Consider the following 26,539-nt stretch of genomic DNA (forward strand, 5'->3'; position numbering starts at 1 on the left):
AATATCTCGCTACTTTTGAGCTTGGGAGATTCTAATAATAATTTTTTGTACGGCACTATACTTGATTTACTTTTTTATACATCATACCTAGTGTACCACTTGTTCGACCTTAAGTAAACCGTATTGATATATACTCTATTAATCCTCTATAGCGAATTATCAAAAACATGAAACAAATTCTCAGTATTATTTTAGTTTTGGGTGCGTGTTTGAGTCCTCTGACTGTGCCGGTGATGGTGCAACCTAGTTGGGCACAAAGTCAAGATGCACAGAGTGAAGAACTTCTGAAACTGATAGAGGAAGCAGATCGACTGCAAAAGCAAGAAAAACACCAACAGGCGATCGAAATATGGCAGCAAATTTTAGCCACTGCACAAAAACTTAAAAATAGAGAACTTGAAGGCATAGCACTCAATGCTATTGGTCTTAACTACTACGTTATTTCTAGGCTGGAAGAAGCTTTGAAATACTTTAACCAAGCTTTGCCGATCGCCCGAGAAGTCGGCGATCGCTCTGAGGAAGCTGATATTTTGGATAGTATCGGTTCAGTATACCAGACTATGGGACAGCCGCCTGAAGCTTTGAAATACTATAACCAAGCTTTGGCAATTGCGCGACAAATAGGCGATCGCGCGCTGGAATCTAGTATTTTGGAGAATATCAAAGAAGTCAACAAAACCAGTAAATAAGTCAGAGTTCACCAAGAAGAATGGGTTTAAAGCCTCCTCCTTCGAGGGGGGAAATAAAACAAAATTATTCACTGTTTCATTCCTCGGACTTAAGGGTAGAGGGCGGGCACGGGGGCACCGCCCCTACAACGGATCGACTGTCAACTGTCAACTGTTGAAACTCTCTGCCACAAAGCCAATCCGCCGCCCCTTCCCCTAGCAGCAATTATCCCAGGTTCTACCAGAAAATATGCAAAAAATGCCTGTTTCCCCACACTCAAACTAAAAAATTCCGCTTCCCGCGCTTCACCACCGCGAATAAATCCTTGATACACGGTTTTACCCAACAATTTCACCCTAATTCTGGTAAAATCAAATGCTAATATATTCTGATTGACCAAAAACTTCGTCGGCCCGGAAAGAGTTAATTCGATCGCACCAACGAGCACCGAATTCTCCACTCTGCCGGTTTCACTAGGCTTTTCGCCTTCAGCAACAGGTTCAACTGAGTAAGCAATTTGAATTTTCGCCACCCATTCGGGGATGTAACGTCCGGCGCCTAGCACAATTCCCGCTTTTTGTCGAGTCTTTTTGGTGCCAGTTATAAAGCACAAGCGCCAATTACCGATTAGTTGCTCTAAGGAATAGCGAGTTTTATTTTTTTTGGCGTTTTTCTCAGCTTCTAGGAGGGCTGCGACTACGGTGGTGGATGATGGTTTAGGATTGGATTTGGCGGCTTGTTCTAGAATTGATATGTTTTCCATTTAACTAACAGTAATATAGGAAGGTTCGTTTGCTATTGGATTTTTTTGAGGTAATGAACCGCAGAGGCCGCAGAGGCCGCAGAGGGAGAGGGAAAGAGAGGGGTTTGTAATAATATTAGGGGATGTAGGTAGCGGAGAACAACATGGTGACGATCGCCCCCACGGATACAGAAATCATCATCATCGGCAGCGGTATCGGTGGGTTGAGTTGCGGTGCAATGCTTGCCAGCTATGGCTTTGATGTGATTGTCTGCGAAAGCCATTCGATCGCGGGCGGGGCAGCACACGGGTTCAAAGATAGTCGAGGAGTGTCAACCTACAGCCCCTCTGCGAATCCGCTGCGACAAGTTCTTGATGCGCTGTTGCTGCTAGCGGGGCGATCGCAGCTAATACGATCGCACCCCTGCACAAACATTTAGAAATGCTGCGGGATCTCGGTCTAAAATCTTAGACTTATTGCATGAAATACCGCAAATAAACGTAGATAGGTTCGTAGTGAGGACTTTAGTCCGCATCCAAATCAGAGGACTCGCATTCCGAACGATCAAACCAGATAACCAATAGGTTCGTAGTGAGGACTTTAGTCCGCATCAAATTTAGATAGGACTAAAGTCCGAACGATCAAACCTATGTGTTGTGTCCTGTATTTGCTAAAATGCGATCGCACATTCTTGTGCTCGGATTTGCGATCGGCGGATTTTCAAAATATATCAAATCCGGTTGCATCGTCCTATATTAATCTCTTTATTCTCTCTCTGTGTCCTCTGCGTCCTCTGCGGTTAAATCATTCCGATCCAACCAGAAACGATATTAGGTTACAAAACTTTGATAGAATTTGTTAAATACGACCAATATCTGTCAGCATAGAAATACATAGATCGATCGCAAAGAGGCCACCGTGCAACCCGTAGACTTTACAACATTAACCGCAGCTTGCAGCGAACTGCGAGCCCAATGGCTGCCAGCGCGCTTAGAACAAGTCTACCAGCGCGATCGATTCACCGTGTCCCTGGCCCTGCGAACCATGAACCAACGCGGCTGGATCGACATTTCATCCCATCCAGCAGCCGCCCGCATCTGCGTCGGCGACTCCCCGCCACGAATTCCCGACACCTTCACCTTCAGCGAACAACTGCGGCACCAACTCAGCGGTTTAGCCTTAGTTTCCATCGCCCCCGTGTCGCCTTGGGAAAGAGTCATCGACTTGCAATTCGCCAAACGTCCCGGCGAACCCGCCCTCTGGCATCTCTACGCCGAAATCATGGGTAAGTACAGCAACGTCATCCTCACCGCCGAAGATAATCTCGTTGTCACCTGCGCCCACCAAGTCAGCGCCAAACAGTCCAGCGTGCGTCCCATCCAAACCGGGCAACCCTACGAATTGCCCCCATCTTTGACCGATGCAGTGCCAAGCGCGATCGAATCTCTCGATCGCTGGCAAGAACGAATTAGCCTGGTTCCCGGGCAAATAAAGACCAATCTGTTGAAGAATTACCGAGGGTTGAGTAAGGTCTTAGTTGTATCGATGATTCGATCGGCAAATCTCGACCCCGAACAATCCACCGACAGCCTAAATCCCCACCAATGGCAGCAACTATTTCAGCGCTGGCTGTACTGGTTGCAATGCCTAGAAAACTCCAAATTTCAACCGAGTTTTACCCCCGAAGGCTACAGCGTCATCGACTGGCCAAAACCAGACGAAAAACAGCCCGAATCTGAATCTGAAAACGAATCTAATTCCCCCAATCCGTTACATCCAGAACAAAATCCGCTGCCGAACCCTTCCGTCCAACAATTACTCAACATTTATTACACAGGCGAAATCAACCAACAAGTATTTTCCCAACTGCGACATCAGCTTACCCAAAAACTCAACAACGTTCTAGCAAAACTGCGCCTCAAAGCCAACACATTTAAAGAACGCTTGCAGCAATCGGCAGATGCAGATACTCACAAATCCCAAGCCGACTTGTTAATGGCAAACTTGCAGCATTGGGAACCGGGAATGAAATCAATTTCCCTCCCAGACTTTGAAACCGAAAAACCAGTTGTCATTCCGCTAAACGTGGAAAAAAACGCCGTTCAAAACGCTCAAGCAATCTACAAAAAACACCAAAAACTTAAAAGAGCTCGCATTGCAGTAGAACCTTTATTAGCCGCCGTACAAGAAGAAATCGACTATTTAGAACAAGTCGAAGCCGCACTTTCGGTATTGGAAACCTACCGCAACACCCAAGATTTGCAAACCCTCGCCGAAATCCGCGAAGAACTAATCCAGCAAAAATATCTAGTTGTATCAGATTACCGTGGCAGTGACAAAAATGCTGCGATCGAATTTCACCGCTACCAAACCCCCAGCGGCTTTGAACTATTAATCGGGCGCAACAACCGCCAAAACGACCAACTCACCTTTCGTACAGCCAACGACTACGATTTGTGGTTTCACACCCTAGAGATTCCCGGAAGTCACGCCTTGCTGCGCCTCACACCCGGTACAGTTGCTGAAGAAACCGATTTGCAATATGCGGCAGACATGACTGCATACTACAGTCGCGCCCGTCACAGCGAACAAGTTCCGGTGGTTTATACCGAACCGAAATATGTTTACAAGCCCAAGGGTGCTAAGCCTGGTATGGTTGTGTACAAGCAAGAGCGCATTGTCTGGGGTCGGCCGCAGCAAGCCCCAGCAAGTTCGTAGTGAGGACGAAGAGTCCGCATCCAATAACGGAGGACTGAAGTCCGAACCATCGAAGATAAAAATCTGTCTCCCATGTAACGTTTTATTGCAAAAAATAAATTTTCTTGCTAAAATACCGCTGAAGAGGGATGATATTGCTCTTGTAACCCGCTGCAAAGAAACGTGCAACTTGGGTTTCCTCACTGTGAGAAAAACACTGTGGGAAAAAACACAACGGATTTAACTATTTTGCAGACCAGCTTTGCTAAAGCTGGTCGTTTCTGTTTAAACTTGAAACTCAAGGTCGCATTCTACAACAGACTTGAATACCTCTTCATTCGCTTTATCTTCTAGAAATTATTTGCCTTAATCCGCGGTTTTCTCTTCCTGCATCAAAGATTTACGCAACTCAAATCTAAATTTTATGTAATTTGCCGTCATTTTTTCCTATCTAATCGCTGCTGCCCTTCTTGCCGCCGATACTAGCTAAACTACAATTAGTGCGATCGCTTTTTCTAAAAAAATTCGCCCTAAAAAAGAATTATTACCTATTGACTTTGCTCGACTTCCGGGGTATATTTTAGATAATGGAAGTGGTGACTTAAAATTTAATTTTGCCAATATTTCCATTATTTAATTATACTTGATTGAATGCTCGCAGTCAAGGTGTGAACCCTAAAAAAAAGGCAATTTTTTTTAATACAATCAATTAAAATTAATCTGACCCACAACTAATTCTCTCTTAGCATGAATAAATTGTCAATAAGTCCGATCGCCCGAAATATTCTAAAATTCAAACCTACGATTGAATGAGAAGACAGGCCTATACCTTACACAACAAGCCTTGAGCGCATCGGAATTGCACCCTACAACCACAATGAACAAGTCTCCGATCAGAATTCTGCTAGTAGAAGATGATACATTACTGAGTGCGACACTGGCAAAGGTGTTGGAAGCAAATGACTACACGATCGATCGCGCCAGCGACGGACAAGCGGGCTTAGACTTGGCAACATTGATTGAGTATGACCTGATTTTGCTCGACGTGCAGGTTCCAAAACTAGATGGAATTAGTCTGTGCCGGCAACTGCGATCGCAAAACTACCGCAAACCAATCTTGTTACTGACAGCAAACGATTCAGATGCCGATGTGGTAGCAGGGTTCGACGCCGGAGCCGATGATTACATCAACAAGCCTTGCGGTACGGAAGTATTGCTAGCAAGAATCCGCACATTATTGCGGCGCTCTAAAGCAGTTTCTCCTGGGAGTTTTGCTAAAGACTCATCCACTACATTGACTTGGGGAAATCTTTGTTTAGACATGGATTCAGGCCGAGTAACCTTTGGCGAACAACTTATTTCACTGACAGCGAAAGAATACAACCTGCTGGAATTGTTTATGCGAAATCCCGATCGCATCTTCAGCCGCAGCGCCATTCTCGATCGCCTGTGGGGATTTGACGATGCACCAACCGATCGCGCCATAAACACTCATATTAAGGATATCCGAAAAAAACTCAAAGCAGGCGGCTTGACTGAAGAAATGATCGAAACAGTTTATGGCATGGGCTATCGACTCAAGACACGTCCCCAACCCGCACCGCTGCTTTCAAACAATTCTAGCACCAACAGCACCAACAAACAGAAATCTCGCGCTGGAGATCCGTCTGCGCTCGACAAAGTGCTAGAGCGGTTTCGAGGAGTATTTCAGCAACAAATTGCCGTCTTGTCGGAAGCAAAAACCGCTCTGATTGCCGGAAATTTGGAACTCGAATTATATCGAGCGGCTAAGCAAGAAGCGCATAAATTAGCAGGCTCTATGGCATCCTTTGGATATCCAGAAGGATCGAAATTAGCGCGATCGGCAGAGCATTTACTAATCTCCGTTAGCCCAGTCAACCCCTCTGGTGTTCTTCGCCCTTTCACTGCTGAAGAAATCACACGATTTTCGGAACTGGTGACAGGATTAGAGCAGGAATTAGCCAAACCAACAGTTACGTCAACCACTTCACCAGTGCCTACCGCAGTATCTCATCGAGTGCTAGTAGTTGACGATGATACTGCTTTGACGGAATGCTTAAAAGCAGAATCCGAAAGTTGGAAAATTCGGATGAAAATTGCTCCGAATGTTGCTACTGCCCGATCGCGCTTGGCTATGTCAATGCCCGATCTGATTTTAATAGATTTAAGCTTTCCCGACACCGAAGAAGATGGATTAACCCTGCTGCGAGAGCTCAACGAGCGATCGCCCAACCTACCCGTAATTGTATTTACAGGGCGCGACAGTTTGGGCGATCGGCTAGCAGTATCTCGCCTAGGTGCCAAACAATTTTTACACAAACCTGCCACCACCGACCAAATTTTTCAAGCCATATCCCGTATCTTAACCAAAACAGAAGCATTACAAGCCAAAGTATTAATTGTTGACGACGATCCTGCGATTTTAGCTCACTTATCTGCACTGCTAACACCTTGGGGTTTGGACGTGGTAAAATTAACCGATCCTCAAGGATTTTGGGAAGTGCTGGTTACAACTTCACCCAACTTAGTCATACTCGATTTGGAGATGCCACAAATTAGCGGGCTAGACTTGTGCCAGGTGGTGCGGCAGGATACGCAGTGGGGAGATTTGCCAATCTTAGTTGTAACTGCTCGCACCGATGCAGATTCCCTCAGCCAAGCCTTTGTAGCCGGAGCCGATGACTTCATTACCAAACCAGTGCTAGGGCCAGAACTCGTGACACGGGTACTCAGCCGCATCAAACGCACCGCTCCGAACCTGAAGTCGCGAAATAATTAAACTTACTAAAACCATTCATTCTAACATTTTTCGACTTTCTCAGTAATACCAACATGAAAAAATCATGCAACATTATTAGTAGGGTAAACGACTGTTGACAATTCACCAGAAATAATTGGTTGCAAGCCTCTGGGTTTGGCGTAGAAATTAAAAGAAGAGGATTCATTACTCCAATCCTCGGAATTCCAGGTAGAGGTTGCTGTCAACTGTCAACTGTCAACTGTCAACTGTCAACTGAATGAACTAGACTTACCTAGATGCTACAAACAAGGGGCGAATGGTTATATTTTGAAACAAATGGGGATCTCTGCTTTGACCGAGACGATACACACTTTATTTCGATATTGGTTTGAATTTCTCATTTGACCGGAATTATCATAATTTGATTTATTTATCACCACTTTAAAAAACAGCAAGTAATATGCAAGATCGGGACAAAACTAAAGACGAACTGATTGCTGAATTAGAGTTGTTGCGCTCAGAAGTGGCGGCTCTCCAGCAGGCTGGACGATCGCAATCCGCAACTGGGCTACCGCAGATAGCATCGGGAGTGGCAACCTTAACCCTCCCGGACTCTCTGGGTTTAGCCACCCGCCCTGAAGCAACCGGCCAATACACCATTCTGTTCGTAGACGACTCAGAAGTCGATCGCGCTACCTACCGCCGATTTTTGTTGCAAGATAGCGATCGCACCTACAATATTGTGGAATTTAATAACGGTGAAGATGCGCTGCAATGGTGCCAGCACCAGATCCCAGATATTTTGCTACTAGATTACTATTTACCCGATATAGATGGGTTAGAGTTGTTGGAGGAACTGCTGCAACAGAGTGGGCGAAATACCCTTCCCGCGATCGTGCTTACAGGGCAGGGAAATCTCCAAATTGCCGTTGATTTACTCAAAAGCGGCGCTCAGGATTATTTAGAAAAAAGCCAGATTACCCCAGAAGTTTTGCAGCGTTCCATTAGCTATGTCCTGCGACACAGCCAACTAATGAGAGAGCGGGAATGGCAGCGACAGCAACAGCAAATCCTGGCTAAAACAGCACTTGCTATCCGCGATTCCCTGAAATTAGAAGATATTCTCAACACCACGGTAACAGAAATTAGAAATATTCTGCTCTGCGATCGCGTCATTATCTTTCAATTAGCCCCAGACTGGAGCGGCAGGGTTGTGGTAGAGTCAGTTGGTTCAGAAGCGACACCAATCCTATCCACTCAGATACACGATCCTTGCCTTAGTGAAAGCTATTTTGAACCCTTCAGACAAGGCTTAGTCACTGCTAAATCAGATATTTATAAGGCACAAATTGCAGCCTGTCACCTAGAATTGCTGACAAATCTCCAAGTCAGGGCAAACTTAGTCGTGCCGATTCTCCAAGGTGAAAATCTTTGGGGTTTGCTAATTGCTCATCACTGCGTCGCGCCGCGAGAATGGCAAGCTTCAGAAATAGAATTGCTGCGACAGTTGTCTGCACAAGCTAGTATTGCCATCCAACAAGCTGATTTATTGGAACAGCTACAAACCGAACTTAGAGATCGCAAACAAGCAGAACTAACATTACAGGAGACTCAGGAAAAACTGCAATTGTTCATCAAATATGCTCCCGCCAGTATTGTGATGTTCGATCGCTCCATGTGTTACCTAGCCGCCAGCCAGCGATGGGTTGATGAATTTCAGATGGATGACCTAGGATCGATAATTGGGCGATCGCACTACGAGCTTTTTCCGAATATTCCAGACGAGTGGAAGCAATTCCACCAGCGCGGTTTAGCAGGTTTCATTGAAAAATGCGATGAAGATCGGTTTGTGCACTCAGATGGCTCGCAGCAATGGTTGCGGTGGGAAATTCACCCTTGGTATCGCAGCAATGGCGATGTTGGTGGCATCATTCTCTTCACTGAAGATATTACCGATCGCAAACAAGCACAAATTGCCCTCCAACAAATCAATACCGAACTCGAAAAACGGGTAGCATCAAGAACAACTGAACTCACCGAAGTCAACGATCGCCTGCTAGTTACCTTACTCGAAAAAGACCACGCCTATCAACTGCTCAAAGAACAAGCACAACTGCTCGATCTCGCCCACGACAGTATTATCACCTGGGATTTAAACTCAGTCATCAGCTTTTGGAATCAGGGAGCCGAGTTGATGTATGGCTGGACAAAAGCCGAGGTCTTCGGACAAGAGTTGCACAGTTTGTTCAAAACCCAATTTCCCCAGCCCTTGGCAGAAATTAAAGCAGAACTGTTTGAAACAGGTTACTGGGAAGGAGAACTAATTCATTGCACTAGGGACAAGCACCAAATTACTGTATCTAGCCGTTGGGTCGTCCAAAAAGATGATGCAGGTAGACCAATTAAAATCCTAGAAATCAATCATGATGTTACCCCAAAAAAACAAGCAGAATTAGTCTTACAGCAATATATCCATGAAATAGAAGACCTCTACAATCAAGCTCCATGCGGCTATCACTCCCTAGACGCAGTAGGAACTATAGTTCGGATTAACGATACGGAACTGAAATGGTTGGGCTATGACCGCGATGAAATCGTGAATAAAAAGAATTTTTTAGATTTACTTAAGCAAGATAGCAAAAAGATTTTTTACGATAACTTTCCCTTATTCAAAAAACAGGGATGGATCGATAATTTGGAGTTTGAGATCTTGAATAAAGACGGCTCGACGCGCTGGATCAGCCTAAATGCCAGCGCCATCAAAGATGATGCAGGTAACTTTTTAATGAGTCGCTCCAGTATGTTTGACATTAGCGATCGCAAACAGATCGAAATCGAGCGAAAACAAGCCGAATTAGCTCTAAGAGAAAGCGAAGAAAGCCGCCGACTAGCACTAGATTTAACTAATACTGGCTTTTGGGATATGGACACAGCCACCAAAAGCCAAATCTGGAATGATAATCTCTTTAAATTACTGGGTTTTACTAATGATAGGGAAGCAACCTATCAGCTTTGGCGCGAGCGCGTACATCCAGAAGATTTGAGTTGGGTCGAACAAAAGTTTTTAGAATCGTTGGAAAACCGTACTTATTATGAAGCCGAATATCGAGTGGTGCATCCCGATGGCTCTGTTCATTGGATACTGGGGCGCGGCAAAGGCATCTATGATGAATTGGGGAAACCCGTGCGATCTCTAGGCGTGCTCCTCGATATTAGCGATCGCAAACGTGCTGAAGAAGCCCTCCGAAAATACGAGCGCATTGTATCCAATACCAAAGATGGGATTGCGTTGATAAATCGCAACTATATTTATCAGATAGCTAATCAAGGTTATTTGACTTGGTGCAACAAATCCGCAAGCGAAGTTGTGGGAAATTTCGTTAAGAATATCCTGGGTGCGGACTTGTTCGATAACTTCATTCAACCTTTGTTAGATCGATGTTTAGCGGGAGAAACAATTCAGTATGAAAGATGGTTTGACTCTCCCAATTTAGTCCCGCAATTTTTGAGCGTTACCTACACGCCTTTCTGCGATGCAGGCGAAAAAAATTCCGGCGTTATCATCAGTCTGCGCGATCTAACTCAACTCAAACAGGTACAACAAACGCTAGAGCTTCAGGCTGTGATTACCCGCAATATGGCGGAAGGTATTTGCTTGGTGAGAACCGATAATGCAGCCATTGTTTATGCTAATCCTAAATTTGAGCAGATGTTTGGCTATGACTGCGAGGAACTCAACGGTAAGCACGTTTCGATTCTCAACTATGCCCGCGAATCGCTAAGTCCTGAAGATGTATATCAAGCCATTAGATCTGCTGTTTTACACGGCGGTGAATTTAGCTATGAAGTCGAAAATGTCAAGAAAGATGGTACTTTGCTTTGGTGCAGTGCAACTTGCTCTGTATTCAAGCATCCCGAATACGGGGATGTTTTGGTTGCAGTGCAACAAGATATCACTGAAAGCAAACAAGCCCAAGCAGCATTACTACAGAAATCTCGCCAGGAAAATTTGCTCTGGACTATTACTCAAGCGATTCGCCAATCTTTAGACCTCAATGACATTCTGAATACTGCCGTCACAGAAGTCAAGCAAACATTACAAGTCGATCGCGCTGCGATTTATCGTTTCACTCCCGATTGGAGTGGAGATTTTGTGGTGGAGTCAGTCGATCCGCAGTGGGTAAAACTGGTGGAATGCAATATTCAAAAAGCTTGTGAAGATGTCTACCTGCAAGAAACCAAAGGAGGTCGCTTCCGCAATCACGAAACCTTTGCGATCGCCGATATTGACGAAGCTGGACTTCATCCCTGTCACATCCAACTCTTGCAACAATTTCAAGCCAAGGCATATTTGGCAGTTCCCATATTTTCGGGAGAATTGCTCTGGGGATTGTTAATCATCTACCAAAATACTGCACCTCGCAATTGGCAATCTTGGGAAATTGAATTGCTCGAACAGATTAGCAGCCAATTGGCGATCGCCATTCAGCAATCCCAACTCTACACCCAACTCGAACTCGAATTGCAAGAACGCCAACAAGCCACCGCCGTAATCCGAGAAGCCGAACGTCGCTGGCGATCGCTTTTGGAGAATGTGCAGTTGATTGTTGTCGGACTCGATGCGTCGGGAAATATCAATTACGTAAATCCATTTTTTGTCGGTCTCACGGGGTATACTAACGAAGAAGTTTTAGGCAATAACTGGTTTGAAAACTTCTTGCCTAGCTCTAGTCAACAATCAACTGAAGCCGACTTCTTGGAACTCTTGACTCACAATGCTCATCCCTATTATCGAAATGTCATCTTGACCAAATCCGGCGAAGAACGATTCATTGCTTGGAACAATACAATGCTACAAGATTCAGATGGAACCATCATCGGCAGTATCAACATTGGCGAAGATATCACCGAACGAAACAAAGTCGAACAAATTAAGGATGAATTCATCGGCATTGTCAGCCATGAATTGCGGACTCCTTTGACAGCAATTCAAATGTCCTTGGGACTATTAAAAACAGGAATTTACGATAAAAAACCAGAAAAGTCCCGGCGCATGATCGAAATTGCCCTAATTGATACCAATCGTTTGGTAAACCTGGTTAATGATATTTTAGATTTGGAACGGCTGGAGTCCGGGCGAGCATTTTTGGATAAAACCGTTTGCAAAGCCGCAGATTTGATGCAGCAAGTAGTAGATGCCCTCCAGGCGATCGCCACTCAAAACCAGATTTCATTAATTATTACCCCCACCGATGCAGAAGTCTGGGCCGCAGCAGATGCCATCCTCCAAACCTTGACAAATTTACTTAGTAATGCTCTTAAATTCTCGGATGTCGGTTCCGCCATTTACCTGAGTGCCCAAAAGCAAACAGACTGCGTGCTCTTCCAAGTTCGCGATCGCGGGCGGGGCATTCCAGCCGATAAATTAGAACTCGTTTTTGGGCGATTTCAGCAAGTCGATGCCTCAGATTCTCGCGAAAAAGGAGGAACCGGGTTAGGATTGCCCATCTGTCGCAGTATTATTGAGCAGCACGGTGGAAAAATCTGGGTTGAAAGTATCTTCGGTGAAGGCAGCACGTTTTTCTTTACACTACCCTTACCTGCGATCGAATAACTGTCACCAAAAAGGTACGTTGTTGCGCTTGGGCGCTCTTTCATATAGATCCCTCCAGCGCAGCCAGATACCAAAAAGGTACGTTGTTGCGCTTGGGCGCTCTTCGATCCAGATCCCTCAATCGCAGCCAGATACCAAAAAGGTACGTTGTTGCGCTTGGGCGCTCTTCGATCCAGATCCCTCAATCGCAGCCAGATACCAAAAAGGTACGTTGTTGCGCTTGGGCGCTCTTCGATCCAGATCCCTCAATCGCAGCCAGATACCAAAAAGGTATGTATAGCCTTTCTCAAAAATATGAGGTATGACAGACAGCTTACAAAACCACTAAACCCAGAGGGCTAAAGCCCAACAACGTACCTAAACCATTTAGTGCCAGTTGCGATCGCAACTTTCTAAAATCCAACATCTAAAATCTAAAATTTCATGAGTGACAGATTAATTCTAGTAGTTGACGATCAAGAACACCTCCGAGAATTGGTGCAAGCGTGTTTAGAAGATCTCGGCGGATGGGAAACGCTGGTAGCCGGATCGGGAGAAGAGTGTTTACAAATAGTCCAAACACAACAACCATCAGCCATTTTGCTCGATGTATCTATGCCGGGAATGGATGGGATTGCTGTCTACGAGGGCCTTCAATCCGATCCCAAGACGCGATCGATTCCGGTGATTCTGCTGACAGCAAAAGTCCTGCCGAGCGATCGGGCAAAATTTGCCGAAATGGGCGTCACAGGCGTAATTGCCAAACCAATCCAACCCACCAGCCTGACGGTAGAAGTCGCAGAGATTTTGGGGTGGGATGAAGAATTTTAAAATGATTTGTCAAGTTTTGTAACGATAGCAGAATCTTTACCAATTCCTTACCGTTACTATCTACTCTCCTACTATCGAACCAAAAACAGGTGGTATAGGAGAAAAGTGAATGAATGGTTTTCAGGCATCGAAGGAGCTGAACCCGTATCTGGATGGCCTATTTTCCAGTTTGCTCAATCGTACTCAGCAATCAACACTTTGGATTGGCAATACAGAAGAAACGCCGATCGCAGCCATTACGATTCACGCAAGGGAAACAACCCCGATGGTGTGGAAATTCAGTTTGCTAAGGAATGGCAATTTAATAACTTAAGCAATCTCGAACTTTCAATCCTTGCCTGCAAAGCTAGCGGGCGTAAAGATGCTGAAATTATTGAATTTTCATTCCTAAGCAGTTGAGAGTTCCGCAATCCAAACTTTCGATTGAACTCCCAACTGCCAATTTGGTCGATCGCTAAAAAAAGTGAACACAACACTTAAATTAGCAACCCAACACTTTATATTTGAATGCTAATTCAATGAAGGCTTTGGAAGTGGTTGCTATGACCACCAAAACAATTTTACTGATTTACAAAGAACCAAATATGCAGGAAGTAGTAAAAGCTTGTTTAACCGATTTAGGAGGTTGGAACGTGCGAGTTGCCAATTCAACCCTAGAAGGCTTGCGACAAGCAATACTCTACCAGCCCGATAGCATAATTTTGGATATTTCCACCGGCGCCATGGATGAATTCCTATTTCTCAAAGAACTAAGAACACTACCCACCACCCAAGGAATTCCGGTTGTGCTGTTAACTCTCAAAGCGAAATGGGTCGATCTACAAAAGACCTTGTTCCCACAAGATAAAATAGCAGCAGTGATTGTAAATCCCCTCGATCCAGCTATGCTGTCCGTTCAGATTGCTCAGGTATTAGGCTGGGACTTACACTAAAATCTCACATCCCTCAGCCTTAGGATCGCGAATTAAATAATTTACACATATTTGTGGGACGGGCCAGAAGAACAATAAAAATTGTAAGTTATTTAATTCTCATTCCTTAGTAGCCGTAGGGTGCGTCGCCAGTAAAAATCTCTCGCCTAAAAATCAACAATTTCATAGCGACGCACCTCTGCTGTGCGGGAGCCGAGTCAAAACAACCCGGACATTCACTTCGCCCAACAATTATGTTTTAGCAAGACTTGACAGAAATGGTATAATGACGCGCTTTAAAAGCAGAATCTAAATTGCGGATAATTCTCAAACCCCAGAGGTGACATTACCAGAAATAATTGGTTGAAAGCCCGCCCGCCGGAGCGGGAGAAATTAAAATCAGACTATTCATTACTCCAATCCTCGGACTTAAGGGTAGAGGTCGCTCTCCCATGGTCAACTGTCAACTGTCAACTGTCAACTGTCAACTGTCAACTGTTGAAGCTCTGCCGATGTGGGAGACAATACCATTTGAGATTTGAGAATAGGGAATGACTTACTGCATAAGAGTTTGAAGCTTCCCTCAACCTGCATTTTTTTTTAACAAGTCTGACTATTGTTGCGAAATATTTAAAATCAACTCAATTCCTTAACAACCTTATATTTTTCACCAAATCTTTACTTTTCACTTTTACAGTGATGTCGTTGGTACTTCAAGCCAGCTTACAGCACTTTCGCACAACAGTGAAATAAATCTGAGTTAAAAAAGAGGTTTTTATGATAGACAACGCAGGCAGCTCAAATCAAATCCTCGGTCAAGTTAACCAGAATACAGACTGTCCCTGCTGCTCCAATCCGATGCTTCGTCACTTTCGCCAGCATCAGGTGTACTGGTTTTGTCGCGAGTGTTGGCAAGAAATGCCCGTCTACAATCTTAACCAATATTGTTTATTGCCATCTATAGCAACTCTCAATAAAGCACGGGTGCCACAGAATCTGAGTTTTTCAACCAGTTTGAAATTGGCGGCTTGAGATTTGAGATTAAAACTGCCAATCCCAAATCCCAAATCCCAAATTCCAAATTCCAAATGCTGAGCCTAGAAAGTAAACGTAGTTCTCACCACCCCAATCACCAGATCAGAATTATTCTTATTGTGATCGGGAGCAGTCAGCCAAATCAGACCAGGAGTGATCGAAATATTGTCACTCAACTTAAACTGATAGAACCCTTCAATGTGAAGGGAAGTATCCTTATCTTCCGGCAAAGTCCGATTAGTAGAACTTGTTACTCGCGGCTCCATACCTACGAGAAAGCCCGCCACATTTCCCTCTTTCAACAAATCGGGAAAAGCCACAGTAACAGCCCAGTTCCAGATTTTTTGGTCTCCGCGCTGCACAGAACCGGTAGGAGTAGCCAAGTTAGATAAAATGCGCTGGTTAGTGTAACCAGCCCAACCGCCAATTGCCAATCCAGGCCGCACTCTCCACGAAGCCTGTGCGCCGTAGGAATTGCTAGAAACTGGCAGATTGCTGTCGCTGTCGATGCCGAAGGAACCGAGACGTACCGGGAAATTAGAAGCGTTGCTGCCCGTACCGGTGACGAAGTTGTAGGAATTGACGTAAGTTAAACCTAGAGCCATAGTGCTTGTCGGTTTGAAAGTCAACTGAGCCAAAGCGCCGTAAGAACCGTTGAACAAACCGTTACCCTGCGTCGGGCTTGCAGCGTTGCCGGCCAAATATCCCAAACTCAGCTCAAGTTTTTCTCCCAATTGCTGCCGCACAGCGATACCAGTACCCGCAGTCAAATAGTAAATCGGGTTGCGAGTGCCGAAGTTAGAAAGAGCACCGCTGCCGCCATCTCCGTCAAAGTAAGGATTGACAGTGTTAGTAAAATCGTCAGCGGCACCGGCATTGGCTTCGAGAATTACAGTAGTGCTTTTGCCGAGGGGAAATTGATAAAACAGCGCATCTAAACCGACTGTATTGCTAGCTGTTCCAAAAGGCCCAGCATTAAACCGCAATTCCCCTTCAGCAGTTTTAGTATTATTAGTAGAAAACGCACCTAGATTCAAAACTTGCAGTCGAGTTCTGAGCAAATCTTTGCCGGTAAAACTCGTGTCGAAATTGAGACGAACCCTGCTACCAAAAGCCGTGCTTCTATCAGCGTCGCGGCCGTCAGCATCCTCTCCCCTGGCGATACCTGTCAATGCAAATATGACTTCGCCGTTGAGTTTAGTCGTAGTCGAAAACTGATTGGCTTCTAATTCGGAGGTGCGCGCTTCCAAAGCATCGACGCGGCCGCGCAAAGTTGCCAATTCCGCTGCAAACTCTTCTTGCAGTTTTTGCACAGCAGCCAAATCTTCTTTGGTTGCGAGATTTCTGCCACCGCTTTTAATCAGTTCGTTCACCTTATCCAAACAGGCATTTAAACCCGCTGCAAACTCGTAGCGAGTCATCGCCCGGTTGCCGCGATAGGTGCCGTCAGGATAGCCGGCAATGCACCCGTAGCGCTCTACTAGGGATTGCAAAGCTTGGAATGCCCAATCGGTGGGCCGAACGTCGGAAAGTTGCGAAACGGAGGTTACTTGGCCAACTGCATCTTCGCTGGTGCCTTCTGCGCTGTATTGGTTGATTTGTTCTAAAACATTTGACTGCGCTTGAGGTTGCGGAATGGGAGGAGTTGATTGGGAAATCTGCTGGGGTTGTGGGGCTGCTTTTTCGGCGCTTAAATTAGTCGGCGTGGCGGGTAGCCTTTCGCTGGAGTTGGCGGGCGCGACTGCGGGTATTTGCTCCGCGACAGGTGGTTCGGTACTTAGGTTGGCGGGCGCGACTGCGGGTTTGGTTTCGCTTAAGTCTGCTGCTGCAACTGCGTTGTTTTCCGCTGATGCGGCTGGTTCGGCAACTGGGGCTACTTTCGCTGCAATACTTTTTTTATCAATAGTGTCAACAGTTAAGTTGGTAGCTAGTGACGTTTGTTCGGCCGTCACTGCTGCTATTTCAGGCTGTGCTGCCTCGGTTGCAGCACCTGCTAATTCCAATTGATTGGCTTGAGCTGCGGCAATTTCTACAGGTTGCTCTGCTGCTAGGGCAGTTGAAGAGACTAATAAACTTGCTGCTAGTACAGCGGGACTTGCTAAAAGTCCTTTCCACAAAAATTTGGACATTTTTTCCTCACACCACGTTAGTTCGATCGCCCGTTCCACACATTTGGGCGATCGCAAATCCCTTACAGTATTCCGCCTAATAGTATTTTTTGTCAACAATCGGCGGGAAATTGTCGCAAAGTTGGGTTTTGCTATCCCCGATTTGACAAAAACTGGTTGCTGCCAAAAATTATTGGTTTGAAGCACCAACAAAAATTCCTACAAACACGCGACGCTCGTGAGTGTGGAGTCGAAAATTTAAGACTTATATTCAAAATCCCAGATTAATCCATCGAGTAAATCTAAGATCTAAAATCTAAAATCCAGTTGCCTGCGTAGAAACACGGTTGATGGCTTGAGGGTGCGTAAGCGATCCCTCGGTAAGACTAATATTGACAGAACTGGCGCTCACAAATCGTTCGATCGACTACATAACAAGTGAAAAAACTCAAATACGCCCTAGTTCATGAATGGTTGACGCCCTTAGCTACCGGCGGTTCAGAACTCGTAGTTGCCGAAATCCTCAAATACATAGACGCTGATATCTATGCCCTCATTGACTTTGAATCGACGAATCCCGAAAGCTATCTGTTCGGGCGACAGATTGGCACGACATTTTTGCAGCATTTCCCTAAGGCCCGCAGCGGCGTGCAAAAATATTTGCCATTCCTGCCGATCGCGATCGAACAAATCGATCTGCGAGAATACGACATCATCCTCTCATCCTCCCACGCCGTCGCCAAAGGCATCCTCAGCAGTCCAGGGCAAATGCACGTCTGCTACTGCCACACGCCCATGCGCTACGCCTGGGACTTAACTTTTGACTATTTACGCAGCAGCAAAGCCGGACGGGGCATCCCGGGCTTGCTGACGCGATATTTGTTGCACCGACTGCGGCAGTGGGATGTACTTTCAGCCAACCGCGTCGATTATTTCATCGCCAACTCCCAACACACCGCGCGCCGAATTTGGCGGTGCTACCGACGGCGCGCCGAGGTGATTTATCCGCCGGTAAATATCGAGAGATTTTCCTTGATGCGGCAAAAACAAGACTTTTACGTGACAGTGTGCCGATTGGTAAGCTACAAAAACGTAAGTGCGATCGTCCAAGCATTCAATCAACTCGGGCATACTCTCATTGTCATCGGCACCGGGCCAGAATTAGACATGATTCGGCAAATCGCCAAACCCAACGTGCAACTACTCGGCTGGCAGCCCGCCTCCGTAGTGGAAAAGTACATGGCCCAAGCAAAAGCCTTTGTGTATGCAGCTTGCGAAGATTTTGGCATCGCTTTAGTAGAAGCTCAAGCTTGCGGGACACCAGTAATTGCCTATGCAGCAGGCGGCGCTTTGGAGACAGTGCTCGACATTCGCCAACACCCAGAGACTGGGACAGGTTTATTTTTCCCCTCCCAAACCGCAGCAGCAATAGTCGAAGCTGTCGAAGAATTTGAGCAGTTGCAAGGCAAATTTGAGCCAGAAATGGCACGCTGGCGCGCCTCCCAGTTTGCCCCAGAAGTCTTTGAGCAGCGCTATCTAGCTTTTGTGGAACACTCCTATCAGGAATTTCAATCAGTCAACTTTACCAAGTCTGGGAGGTGAGAGAGGGGTTCAACAGTTGACAGTTGACAGTTGACAGTTGACAGTTGGGGGAGAGGGGGGAGAGGGGGAGAGGGGGAGAGGGGGAGAGGGCAACACATTCATTGTTCAAAATGGCTTCAGAAGCGCTCAAAGTCTGTCTGTATAAGTGCTTTATCGGTTCTATCACCTTCGTTTTTACTGATTCCGAAGCCTGATTCCGAAGGTCTTCAGAATCCCTGAAAACCTCTCCGCATAATTGCTTTGTCCATTATTCCGACTTCCAGATTCGTGATTCCGAAGGTCTTCAGAATCCCTGAAAGCCTCTCTGCATAAGTGCTTTGTCGGTTCTTCCGGCTTCCTTCTGCCTGATTTTTTCTTGCTACTTGCTTCTTCCGAAGACAGAAAATTGAGTATTGGAAACATAATTCAGAGAACAAAGCGTCTTGAGGCTTTATGATCGTGACTGTGTGTGGTGTGAAGTGAAGGAGTAAGATGACTGCCGACAGCCAACTAATCTCCGGCAAGGTAATTCGAGCGATCGCAAGACGCGGTTTTGCGCCTGTCCTGCAAGGAGATAGACTTATCAGTCGTTCTCTAGAGAGACTCGACGGAGAATTTTTCAAGCGGTTATTTGACATTCTCTTTTCCTTATCGGTTCTAATCCTGTTTGCTCCGGTTTACCTGCTTTTGGCTCTCTCAATCGCCTTAAGCTCGTCCGGGCCTATCTTTTACGTACAGGAACGAGTAGGCAAAAACCGTAAAATGTTTTATTGCCTTAAATTTAGAACGATGGTGGAAAATGCGGACGACATATTGCTGGAAATCATGGAAAAATCTCCGCATTTGCGTCAAGAGTTTGAGGACAATTTCAAACTTAAACAAGACCCTCGAATTACCTGGATTGGAAGATTTTTACGAATGACCAGTTTAGACGAGTTCCCCCAGTTTTGGAATGTATTAAAAGGAGATATGAGCGTCGTCGGGCCGAGACCTTTAGTTGAAGAAGAACTGCCGAGATACGGCCGTCACATCAACAAAATTCTCACCATCAGACCTGGAATTACAGGCTTGTGGCAAGTGTCCGGTCGCAACGACATTCCATATCCCCGGCGAGTCCAAATCGACCTCTATTACGCCAATGACAAAAACCTTTGGATGGATATGTGGATTGTTTTCAAAACAATTGGAGTTGTGATTTTCCCCAAAAATAACGGCGCATATTAATTTTTGTCGGCAGTCAGCCATCGGTAGTTAGTTTTGTTTGTTACTGACCACTGATGCTGACTACTGACAGCAAGCGGCAAACTCTTTACTCAAACAAAACACTTCCTTGATGCCGATCGAAGAATTGTGAGTTAAGGTAGAGCTTGAGCATACGACGGGCAGGCAACAACAGCCTCTACCCTAAAAGTCCCAAGTGAATTAACACAGCCTGTCAAAGGAAAATCAGATGACGCAACGCAAGCGAGCGCTAATAACAGGTATTACAGGTCAAGACGGCTCCTACTTGAGCGAATTACTGTTAGAAAAAGGATACGAAGTTCACGGCATTATCCGGCGCAGTTCTAGTTTCAATACCGATCGCATTGACCATATCTATGTCGATCCTCACAGCGAGGATGCAAAGTTGTTTCTGCACTACGGCGACTTGACCGACGGCACTACTCTCCGCCGAATATTGGAACAAGTTCAGCCTGTAGAAGTTTATAACTTAGGCGCTCAATCCCACGTTAGAGTCAGTTTTGACTCGCCGGAATATACGGTTGATGCCGTAGGGATGGGGGTACTCCGACTACTAGAAGCAATTCGGGACTACCAGAATCGCACAGGCATAGAAGTGCGGTTTTATCAAGCAGGTTCTTCTGAAATGTTTGGCTTAGTGCAGGAAGTTCCGCAGAAGGAAACAACTCCCTTTTATCCCAGAAGTCCCTACGCTTGTGCCAAAGTTTACGGTCACTGGCAAACAATAAATTATCGCGAATCCTACGGACTTTTTGCTTGTAACGGCATCTTGTTCAATCACGAGTCTCCGCGCCGTGGCGAAACTTTTGTAACTCGCAAAATTACTCGGGCTGTTGCCAGAATTGTCACAGGCCAGCAGAAAAAACTTTATTTGGGCAACCTCGATTCCAAGCGGGACTGGGGCTTTGCTAAAGACTACGTGCGGGCAATGTGGCTGATGCTGCAACAAGACAAGCCTGACGATTACGTAATTGCTACCAACGAAACCCATTCCATTAAAGAATTTCTAGATTTGGCCTTTACTTACGTCAATTTAGATTGGCAAAAATATGTGGAGTTTGACGAACGTTACTTGCGTCCGGCAGAAGTTGAACTGTTGATTGGTGATTCGACTAAGGCGCGCCAGCAATTAAATTGGGAACCTTCTGTAACTTTTGAGCAGTTAGTGCATTTAATGGTAGATGCTGACATGAAATCGCTCAAAAAGCAAGAACGAGGTTCTGGCAATGGATTTGATTGATCCACAAAACTAAACCGTCAGTCGATTTTAGATTTTAGATTTTAGATTTTAGATTTTAGATTTTGGACTTACTCCACAGATGAATCTGAAAGTTGGAACTCTTAGTCTAAAATTTTTGACACTCCCCGAATCCTGTCACGTGCTTGTATCCGTTTCCAGGTGTGGTGACTGCTAACAATTTGTATGGGTAGCGTCCCGTCTGTTACCCGATTCGCGTACCGGGCATTACCCATACAAACAGTTTACAAGTGATGAGAGGATTGTTGTAGCTATTAGTGCGGGCATTCCAACAACCAGCTTAACTGCTGGCCAAATTTTCGCCTGTGCGGGCCAGCAAAAACATTAAAATCATCGTTGAGGACTCGCAAGCCCATAAATCTCACTTTCGGGTACAAACTGAGCAATTTTTCCCTATCTGGGACAGCTAAAACTGACTTGTTAGCGCCTGCTGTAGCGGAAAGCTTTTTTGCTAAAGTAACAATTTTAGACTGGAAATTGTCGATCGACCTTTATTGCCAATCCCGAGGATAAAATTATGACAAGCTTGGATTTAAGCAACAAACGCATTCTAGTCACGGGCGGCGCCGGTTTCCTCGGCCGTCAGGTAATCGACCAATTAGTCAAAGCAGGGGCCGATGCTGATAAAATTTCAGTTAGTCGATCGCGCGACTGCGACTTGCGCGTCATGGAAAACTGCAAGCGCGCCGCCGACCAACAAGACATCATCATCCACTTAGCAGCCCACGTCGGTGGCATCGGTTTAAACTTAATCAAACCAGCAGAACTATTTTACGACAATTTGATGATGGGCGCGCAACTAATCCACGCAGCCTACGAAGCAGGAGTCGAAAAATTCGTCTGCGTCGGCACAATTTGCGCCTATCCCAACTTAACCCCAGTTCCCTTCAAAGAAGACGACATCTGGAACGGCTATCCCGAAGTAACCAACGCACCCTACGGAATAGCAAAGAAAGCCTTATTAGTGCAACTACAATCCTACCGCCAGCAGTACGGATTCAACGGTATCTATTTGCTACCAGTTAATTTGTACGGCCCAGAAGATAACTTCGATCCGAAAAGTTCCCATGTAATTCCCGCATTAATTCGCAAAGTCCACGAAGCCCAAGAAAGAGGAGACAAAACATTACCAGTTTGGGGAGACGGCAGCCCCAGTCGCGAGTTTTTGTATTCCACAGATGCCGCGCGCGGGATTGTGATGGCAGCTCAATCTTACAACGAATCTGACCCAGTTAATTTGGGAACCAATAGCGAAGTTAAAATTCGCAATTTAGTAGAAACGATTTGCGAATTGATGGGATATGAGGGAGAAATTGTTTGGGAAACAGACAAACCAAACGGTCAGCCGCGCCGCTGTTTGGACACCCAAAGGGCTAAGGAAAGGTTTGGTTTTGTAGCCGAAGTCGAGTTTAAGGAAGGCTTAAAAAATACGATTGATTGGTATCGAAAACACGCAGTTTGAGTGTAAAAAAATCCGGTTTCTTGAAGAAACCGGATTTTTTTTAGAAAATTTCTTTATAATACTCGGCGGTTGAAACCGCTACTACACAAACAAAGTCCGCCTTCGCGGACTAAGAATAAGAAATTAGGCTCGCATTGCGAATTAAATAATTTACACATATTTGTGGGATGGGCCAAAAAAGCCGGTCTAGAAAGGACGGGTTCTTTGGGCCCATCCCACAAGAACAATAAAAATTGTAAGTTATTTAATTCTCATTCCTTATATCAATCGATCGCCTCTCGGGTAGAACTCTCCTACAATAATTACTTGTGCAACACCTTTATTGTAAAATATATGATTTTCCCCAGATGTTTATTTCAGAATGGAACTGAACCAGCAGAAAGAACTTTTCAGCAAAGCTTATGTACGTGCCGTTGCAGCCGTAGCAGGTTTCTCTGTCAGTCAGCCAGAGGTAGATGACGACAGCATTGATTTAAAAATCGTGGCAAGAGGCGGTGAGGGAGTAGTTTTTTCCCCTGAGCTTAACTTACAATTGAAATGTACCTCAAGGGATTTACTGGACGGGCAGTTCATCCGATATCCGGTAAGGATAAAAAACTACAGGGATTTGATAATCAATTCCCAGGTTCCGCGCCTGTTAGTGGTAGTTTTAGTGCCGGAAAATCTAGAAAACTGGTTGCAGCAGTCTGAAGACGAAATGTGCATGAGGTATTGCGCCTACTGGGTGTCGCTGCGGGGACAGCCAGAAAGACTCAATACAGCGAATGTAACAGTTGAGTTATCCCGCTCTAATCAGTTCACTGTACAGGCTCTCAAGTCTATTATGCAGCGTCTCAGTCAAGGAGATTTACCGTGAAAGTAACTGTAAAAGATAAGGAAATTTTCCAAACTATAGATCCAAATGTGCTAGGGGAACACTTAGAGGCAAATGGTTGGCAAAAAGTTGCTTTAGTATATGAAAATACTTGGATTTGGCACAAAAAGAATGATGCTGGTCAGGTTTTTGAAATCAAGCAGCCTGTGAGACAAGAATTTGATGCTCCTCAGCTTATTGCTGAAGCTTTCAAGACGCTAGAAGTGGTAGAAAATCGCTCTCAGCTAGATATTCTCAGCGATTTAATCACGGTTTTACCTAATGTTGCAATCTCGGGATGGATTAATAAAGTACACGAGGAAGAATCGGCAACCTGCAAAATTATATTAATGGGATTTGTGGTGGGGAAACTGAGAAAAATTAATCTGGAATTGAGCGACTCAGATTATCAGTTGGCCCTCAAAGCTTATGAAGCCCGATCGCCTGTCACCTGTTTTGGTGATTTAATTAAAGAAAATGACGGTTTCGTGTTAAACAATCCCCGCGATTTTGCCCTGCTGACTGAGGCAGAATTAATCTCATAGTTTGGGAAATCCTGGTTGTGGTACAATATCAAGCAAAAATTATTGTGCCGATCGCATTACAGGAAAACAGGTTGTGCAAACTCTAAAATTAGGTGCATCGGGTTCCGATGTTGTGAAACTTCAAAAACGCTTGCTGGAGTTAGGGTTGAATCCGGGGAGGGCAGACGGCAAGTTTGGGCCGAAAACAGAAGCCTCTCTCAAACAGTTTCAAACCAATCAAAAATTTTTGGCAAACGGCATAGTGGGCCCGGAAACGCTAGCTGCTTTGTTCCCTGGGGAACCTTTGGGGTCGTCACTTTTATCATACAGGGCGATCGAGCTAATCTTAGAATTCGAGGTCGGCGGCGGGCGGAAATATTACGAAAAGCTGTTGCAGCGTCCAACTTGGCCGGAAGGAGCATCGGGAATTACGATCGGCATCGGCTACGATCTAGGTTACAACACAGTAGAAGTTTTCAACCAAGATTGGCAGAAATTAGGGGATGTTGAGCGCAAGCGTTTGAGTGACTGCTGCGAGTTAACAGGAGAAGCTGCGAACAACCTTTTAGATAGTGTTCGAGACATTATTGTTGCTTGGGAATTAGCATGGGATGTTTTTAATATTGTCACAGTACCGAAATTTTACAATCAGACAAAAGCAGCCTTTCCAGGTTTAGAAGAATTGCCGGTAGATGTTCAGGGAGGATTGGTAAGTTTGGTGTTCAATCGCGGCCCGAGTATGGAGGGAAACCGCCGCCGGGAAATGCGTGCAATCCGCGATTTAGTGCCGAAAAAAGATATCCAGGGAATTGCTGCACAAATCCGGGAAATGAAACGGATTTGGGTGGGTACGAGCATTGAAAAAGGTATCGGGAGACGGCGGGATGCGGAAGCTGATTTAATTCAGGAAAGTGCTTAATTACCAATGAATAATGACTAATTGGGAACATCTCATTTTTGTAAAAAGTATTTTTTATTTGAGTGCTGTCCGCGCTATAAATGCAAAACTGAGATGCTCCCAACTCATTTAACAACTTTTGCAGGATGACAAATATCTATCTTGAAGAAATTTGGTGCGTCGTCAGGAGTTGAATATTGAAAAAAAGAAGGACTGAAGTCCTTACTACGAACCAATCTGTTTGAGCGTCAGGAGTTGAATATTGAAAAAAAGAAGGACTGAAGTCCTTACTACGAACCAATCTGTTTGAGCGTCAGGAGTTGAATATTGAAAAAAAGAAGGACTGAAGTCCTTACTACGAACCAATCTGTTTGAGCGTCAGGAGTTGAATATTGAAAAAAAGAAGGACTGAAGTCCTTACTACGAACCAATCTGTTTGAGCGTCAGGAGTTGAATATTGAAAAAAAGAAGGACTGAAGTCCTTACTACGAACCTTGTAAGTCTAATAATTAAAACTTTGAACTGGCAGCAATTCGCGGTGGTAGCACAACTTTCTTAGCTAAACCCAGCACTTTTAAAATTTTAATTGCCCACCAAGTCATGTCAATTTCCCACCATTTCCATCCAGCTTTTGCTACGTTCGGATAAGCGTGATGGTTGTTGTGCCAGCCTTCTCCGTAGGTGAGAATTGCTGCCCACCAAAGGTTGCGAGAATTGTCTTGGGATTTGAATGTGCGGTAGCCTGTCATGTGGCTGGCAGAGTTGATTAACCAAGTGCTGTGCCACAGCAAAACTGCCCTGAGAAATACGCCGTAAATCACAAATGACCAACCGCCAATTAGGTACAGCAAGATTCCTAAAGGAAGTTGCAATATCAGAAAGTTACGATTTAACCAGCGGTAAAAAGGATCTTTAGCTAAATCGGGAGCGTACTGTTTGTAAGTTTCGTAATTAAAAAACTCTGGGTGCGGGTAAAATATCCACATCATGTGACTCCACCAAAAACCGCGCCGCGCGGAGTAAGGATCTTTATTGTTATCTTCTGTGTAGAGGTGATGCTGGCGGTGTCCGGAAACCCAAAAAATCGGCCCGCCTTGTAATGCTAAAGCACCCATTGTGCCGATCGCATATTCTAGCCATTTAGGCACTTGCAAACTGCGGTGAGTTAACATTCGGTGATATCCCAAGCAAATGCCAATGCTGCCAAACAGCCAGTGCAGAAATATCGCTACACCTAAAGCATACCAAGAAAAAAACCAAGGGGCTAATAAAGCTAGGCCGTGTATTGCCCCAAAAAATGCCGCAGTCGTCCAGTCAAACGCGATCGGCTGTTTGCCCTCAAGGGCAGTTTCGACGGAATTAGAATTCATGAA

20 protein-coding genes and 1 pseudogene are annotated in these 26,539 nt (G+C 45.3%); 18 read left to right on the forward strand and 3 right to left on the reverse strand.

Annotation, left to right across the window (positions count from 1 at the left end):
- Positions 1 to 167: 167 nt before the first annotated feature.
- Positions 168 to 689: a tetratricopeptide repeat protein gene (locus QZW82_RS08125; RefSeq protein WP_293146880.1), complete on the forward strand. Its 522-nt coding sequence runs from the start codon at positions 168 to 170 to the stop codon at positions 687 to 689.
- A gap of 140 nt (positions 690 to 829) precedes the next feature.
- Here the strand turns inward: QZW82_RS08125 and QZW82_RS08130 are convergent, their stop codons facing one another.
- On the reverse strand, positions 830 to 1,432 hold the full coding sequence (locus QZW82_RS08130; RefSeq protein WP_293146882.1) for a hypothetical protein: 603 nt from the start codon (positions 1,430 to 1,432) through the stop codon (positions 830 to 832).
- Positions 1,433 to 1,575: 143 nt separating this feature from the next.
- Between QZW82_RS08130 and QZW82_RS08135 the strand changes: the two are divergent.
- The 10 genes and pseudogenes from QZW82_RS08135 to QZW82_RS08180 all read left to right on the forward strand — a co-directional run.
- Positions 1,576 to 1,794: pseudogene (locus tag QZW82_RS08135) on the forward strand (FAD-dependent oxidoreductase); the annotation flags it as partial.
- A gap of 536 nt (positions 1,795 to 2,330) precedes the next feature.
- Positions 2,331 to 4,130: an NFACT RNA binding domain-containing protein gene (locus QZW82_RS08140; RefSeq protein WP_293146884.1), complete on the forward strand. Its 1,800-nt coding sequence runs from the start codon at positions 2,331 to 2,333 to the stop codon at positions 4,128 to 4,130.
- Between the two features lie 856 nt (positions 4,131 to 4,986).
- Positions 4,987 to 6,909, forward strand: a complete 1,923-nt coding sequence (locus tag QZW82_RS08145; RefSeq protein WP_293146886.1) for a response regulator — start codon at positions 4,987 to 4,989, stop codon at positions 6,907 to 6,909.
- A gap of 119 nt (positions 6,910 to 7,028) precedes the next feature.
- A complete protein-coding gene (locus QZW82_RS08150; RefSeq protein WP_293146888.1) occupies positions 7,029 to 7,151 on the forward strand; it encodes a hypothetical protein in 123 nt (40 codons plus the stop codon).
- 179 nt (positions 7,152 to 7,330) lie between these two features.
- Complete coding sequence (locus tag QZW82_RS08155) at positions 7,331 to 12,484, forward strand: PAS domain S-box protein (RefSeq protein WP_293146890.1); 5,154 nt, start codon at positions 7,331 to 7,333, stop codon at positions 12,482 to 12,484.
- Between the two features lie 423 nt (positions 12,485 to 12,907).
- Complete coding sequence (locus QZW82_RS08160; protein ID WP_293146892.1) at positions 12,908 to 13,294, forward strand: response regulator; 387 nt, start codon at positions 12,908 to 12,910, stop codon at positions 13,292 to 13,294.
- Positions 13,295 to 13,399: 105 nt separating this feature from the next.
- Positions 13,400 to 13,693: a hypothetical protein gene (locus QZW82_RS08165; protein WP_293146894.1), complete on the forward strand. Its 294-nt coding sequence runs from the start codon at positions 13,400 to 13,402 to the stop codon at positions 13,691 to 13,693.
- A gap of 143 nt (positions 13,694 to 13,836) precedes the next feature.
- The gene (locus tag QZW82_RS08170) at positions 13,837 to 14,226 is read left to right on the forward strand and encodes a response regulator (protein WP_293146896.1); all 390 of its coding nucleotides are present in this window, start codon (positions 13,837 to 13,839) and stop codon (positions 14,224 to 14,226) included.
- A 338-nt stretch (positions 14,227 to 14,564) separates the two neighbouring features.
- Positions 14,565 to 14,747, forward strand: coding sequence for a hypothetical protein (locus tag QZW82_RS08175; protein WP_293146898.1), 183 nt, complete (start codon positions 14,565 to 14,567; stop codon positions 14,745 to 14,747).
- A gap of 235 nt (positions 14,748 to 14,982) precedes the next feature.
- Complete coding sequence (locus QZW82_RS08180) at positions 14,983 to 15,237, forward strand: hypothetical protein (protein ID WP_293146900.1); 255 nt, start codon at positions 14,983 to 14,985, stop codon at positions 15,235 to 15,237.
- A 65-nt stretch (positions 15,238 to 15,302) separates the two neighbouring features.
- Here the strand turns inward: QZW82_RS08180 and QZW82_RS08185 are convergent, their stop codons facing one another.
- On the reverse strand, positions 15,303 to 17,555 hold the full coding sequence (locus QZW82_RS08185) for an iron uptake porin (RefSeq protein ID WP_363318786.1): 2,253 nt from the start codon (positions 17,553 to 17,555) through the stop codon (positions 15,303 to 15,305).
- A gap of 231 nt (positions 17,556 to 17,786) precedes the next feature.
- Here QZW82_RS08185 and QZW82_RS08190 point away from each other — a divergent pair, with 231 nt between their 5' ends.
- The 7 genes from QZW82_RS08190 to QZW82_RS08220 all read left to right on the forward strand — a co-directional run bounded on the left by QZW82_RS08190 (position 17,787) and on the right by QZW82_RS08220 (position 25,187).
- Entirely contained in the window at positions 17,787 to 18,950 is a 1,164-nt protein-coding gene (locus QZW82_RS08190; RefSeq protein WP_293146902.1) for a glycosyltransferase, read from the forward strand.
- Between the two features lie 471 nt (positions 18,951 to 19,421).
- On the forward strand, positions 19,422 to 20,153 hold the full coding sequence (locus tag QZW82_RS08195; RefSeq protein WP_293146904.1) for a sugar transferase: 732 nt from the start codon (positions 19,422 to 19,424) through the stop codon (positions 20,151 to 20,153).
- 226 nt (positions 20,154 to 20,379) lie between these two features.
- Positions 20,380 to 21,411, forward strand: a complete 1,032-nt coding sequence (gene gmd, locus QZW82_RS08200; protein WP_293146906.1) for a GDP-mannose 4,6-dehydratase — start codon at positions 20,380 to 20,382, stop codon at positions 21,409 to 21,411.
- A 535-nt stretch (positions 21,412 to 21,946) separates the two neighbouring features.
- The gene (locus QZW82_RS08205) at positions 21,947 to 22,891 is read left to right on the forward strand and encodes a GDP-L-fucose synthase (protein WP_293146908.1); all 945 of its coding nucleotides are present in this window, start codon (positions 21,947 to 21,949) and stop codon (positions 22,889 to 22,891) included.
- A gap of 361 nt (positions 22,892 to 23,252) precedes the next feature.
- Positions 23,253 to 23,747 carry a DUF4365 domain-containing protein gene (locus tag QZW82_RS08210; protein ID WP_293146910.1) on the forward strand — a complete coding sequence of 165 codons (495 nt, stop codon included), beginning with the start codon at positions 23,253 to 23,255 and terminating at the stop codon, positions 23,745 to 23,747.
- Positions 23,744 to 24,289 carry a hypothetical protein gene (locus QZW82_RS08215; protein ID WP_293146912.1) on the forward strand — a complete coding sequence of 182 codons (546 nt, stop codon included), beginning with the start codon at positions 23,744 to 23,746 and terminating at the stop codon, positions 24,287 to 24,289. Before QZW82_RS08210 ends, QZW82_RS08215 begins: the two co-directional genes overlap by 4 nt.
- 73 nt (positions 24,290 to 24,362) lie before the next feature.
- Positions 24,363 to 25,187: a peptidoglycan-binding protein gene (locus tag QZW82_RS08220; protein WP_293146914.1), complete on the forward strand. Its 825-nt coding sequence runs from the start codon at positions 24,363 to 24,365 to the stop codon at positions 25,185 to 25,187.
- A gap of 488 nt (positions 25,188 to 25,675) precedes the next feature.
- Here the strand turns inward: QZW82_RS08220 and QZW82_RS08225 are convergent, their stop codons facing one another.
- Entirely contained in the window at positions 25,676 to 26,536 is an 861-nt protein-coding gene (locus QZW82_RS08225) for a fatty acid desaturase (protein ID WP_293146916.1), read from the reverse strand.
- Positions 26,537 to 26,539 lie beyond the last annotated feature (3 nt).

The organism is Microcoleus sp. bin48.metabat.b7b8b9.023 (assembly GCF_013299185.1).
In the GTDB taxonomy this organism is placed as follows: Bacteria; Cyanobacteriota; Cyanobacteriia; order Cyanobacteriales; family Microcoleaceae; genus Microcoleus.

What these genes read in the sequence shown, in the direction of transcription:
- QZW82_RS08125 (WP_293146880.1), top strand. Translation starts at nt 168, where the DNA reads ATGAAACAAATTCTCAGTATTATTTTAGTTTTGGGTGCGTGTTTGAGT.
- QZW82_RS08130 (WP_293146882.1), bottom strand. Translation starts at nt 1,432, where the DNA reads ATGGAAAACATATCAATTCTAGAACAAGCCGCCAAATCCAATCCTAAA.
- QZW82_RS08145 (WP_293146886.1), top strand. Translation starts at nt 4,987, where the DNA reads ATGAACAAGTCTCCGATCAGAATTCTGCTAGTAGAAGATGATACATTA.
- QZW82_RS08155 (WP_293146890.1), top strand. Translation starts at nt 7,331, where the DNA reads ATGCAAGATCGGGACAAAACTAAAGACGAACTGATTGCTGAATTAGAG.
- QZW82_RS08160 (WP_293146892.1), top strand. Translation starts at nt 12,908, where the DNA reads ATGAGTGACAGATTAATTCTAGTAGTTGACGATCAAGAACACCTCCGA.
- QZW82_RS08170 (WP_293146896.1), top strand. Translation starts at nt 13,837, where the DNA reads ATGACCACCAAAACAATTTTACTGATTTACAAAGAACCAAATATGCAG.
- QZW82_RS08180 (WP_293146900.1), top strand. Translation starts at nt 14,983, where the DNA reads ATGATAGACAACGCAGGCAGCTCAAATCAAATCCTCGGTCAAGTTAAC.
- QZW82_RS08195 (WP_293146904.1), top strand. Translation starts at nt 19,422, where the DNA reads ATGACTGCCGACAGCCAACTAATCTCCGGCAAGGTAATTCGAGCGATC.
- gmd (WP_293146906.1), top strand. Translation starts at nt 20,380, where the DNA reads ATGACGCAACGCAAGCGAGCGCTAATAACAGGTATTACAGGTCAAGAC.
- QZW82_RS08205 (WP_293146908.1), top strand. Translation starts at nt 21,947, where the DNA reads ATGACAAGCTTGGATTTAAGCAACAAACGCATTCTAGTCACGGGCGGC.
- QZW82_RS08210 (WP_293146910.1), top strand. Translation starts at nt 23,253, where the DNA reads ATGGAACTGAACCAGCAGAAAGAACTTTTCAGCAAAGCTTATGTACGT.
- QZW82_RS08225 (WP_293146916.1), bottom strand. Translation starts at nt 26,536, where the DNA reads ATGAATTCTAATTCCGTCGAAACTGCCCTTGAGGGCAAACAGCCGATC.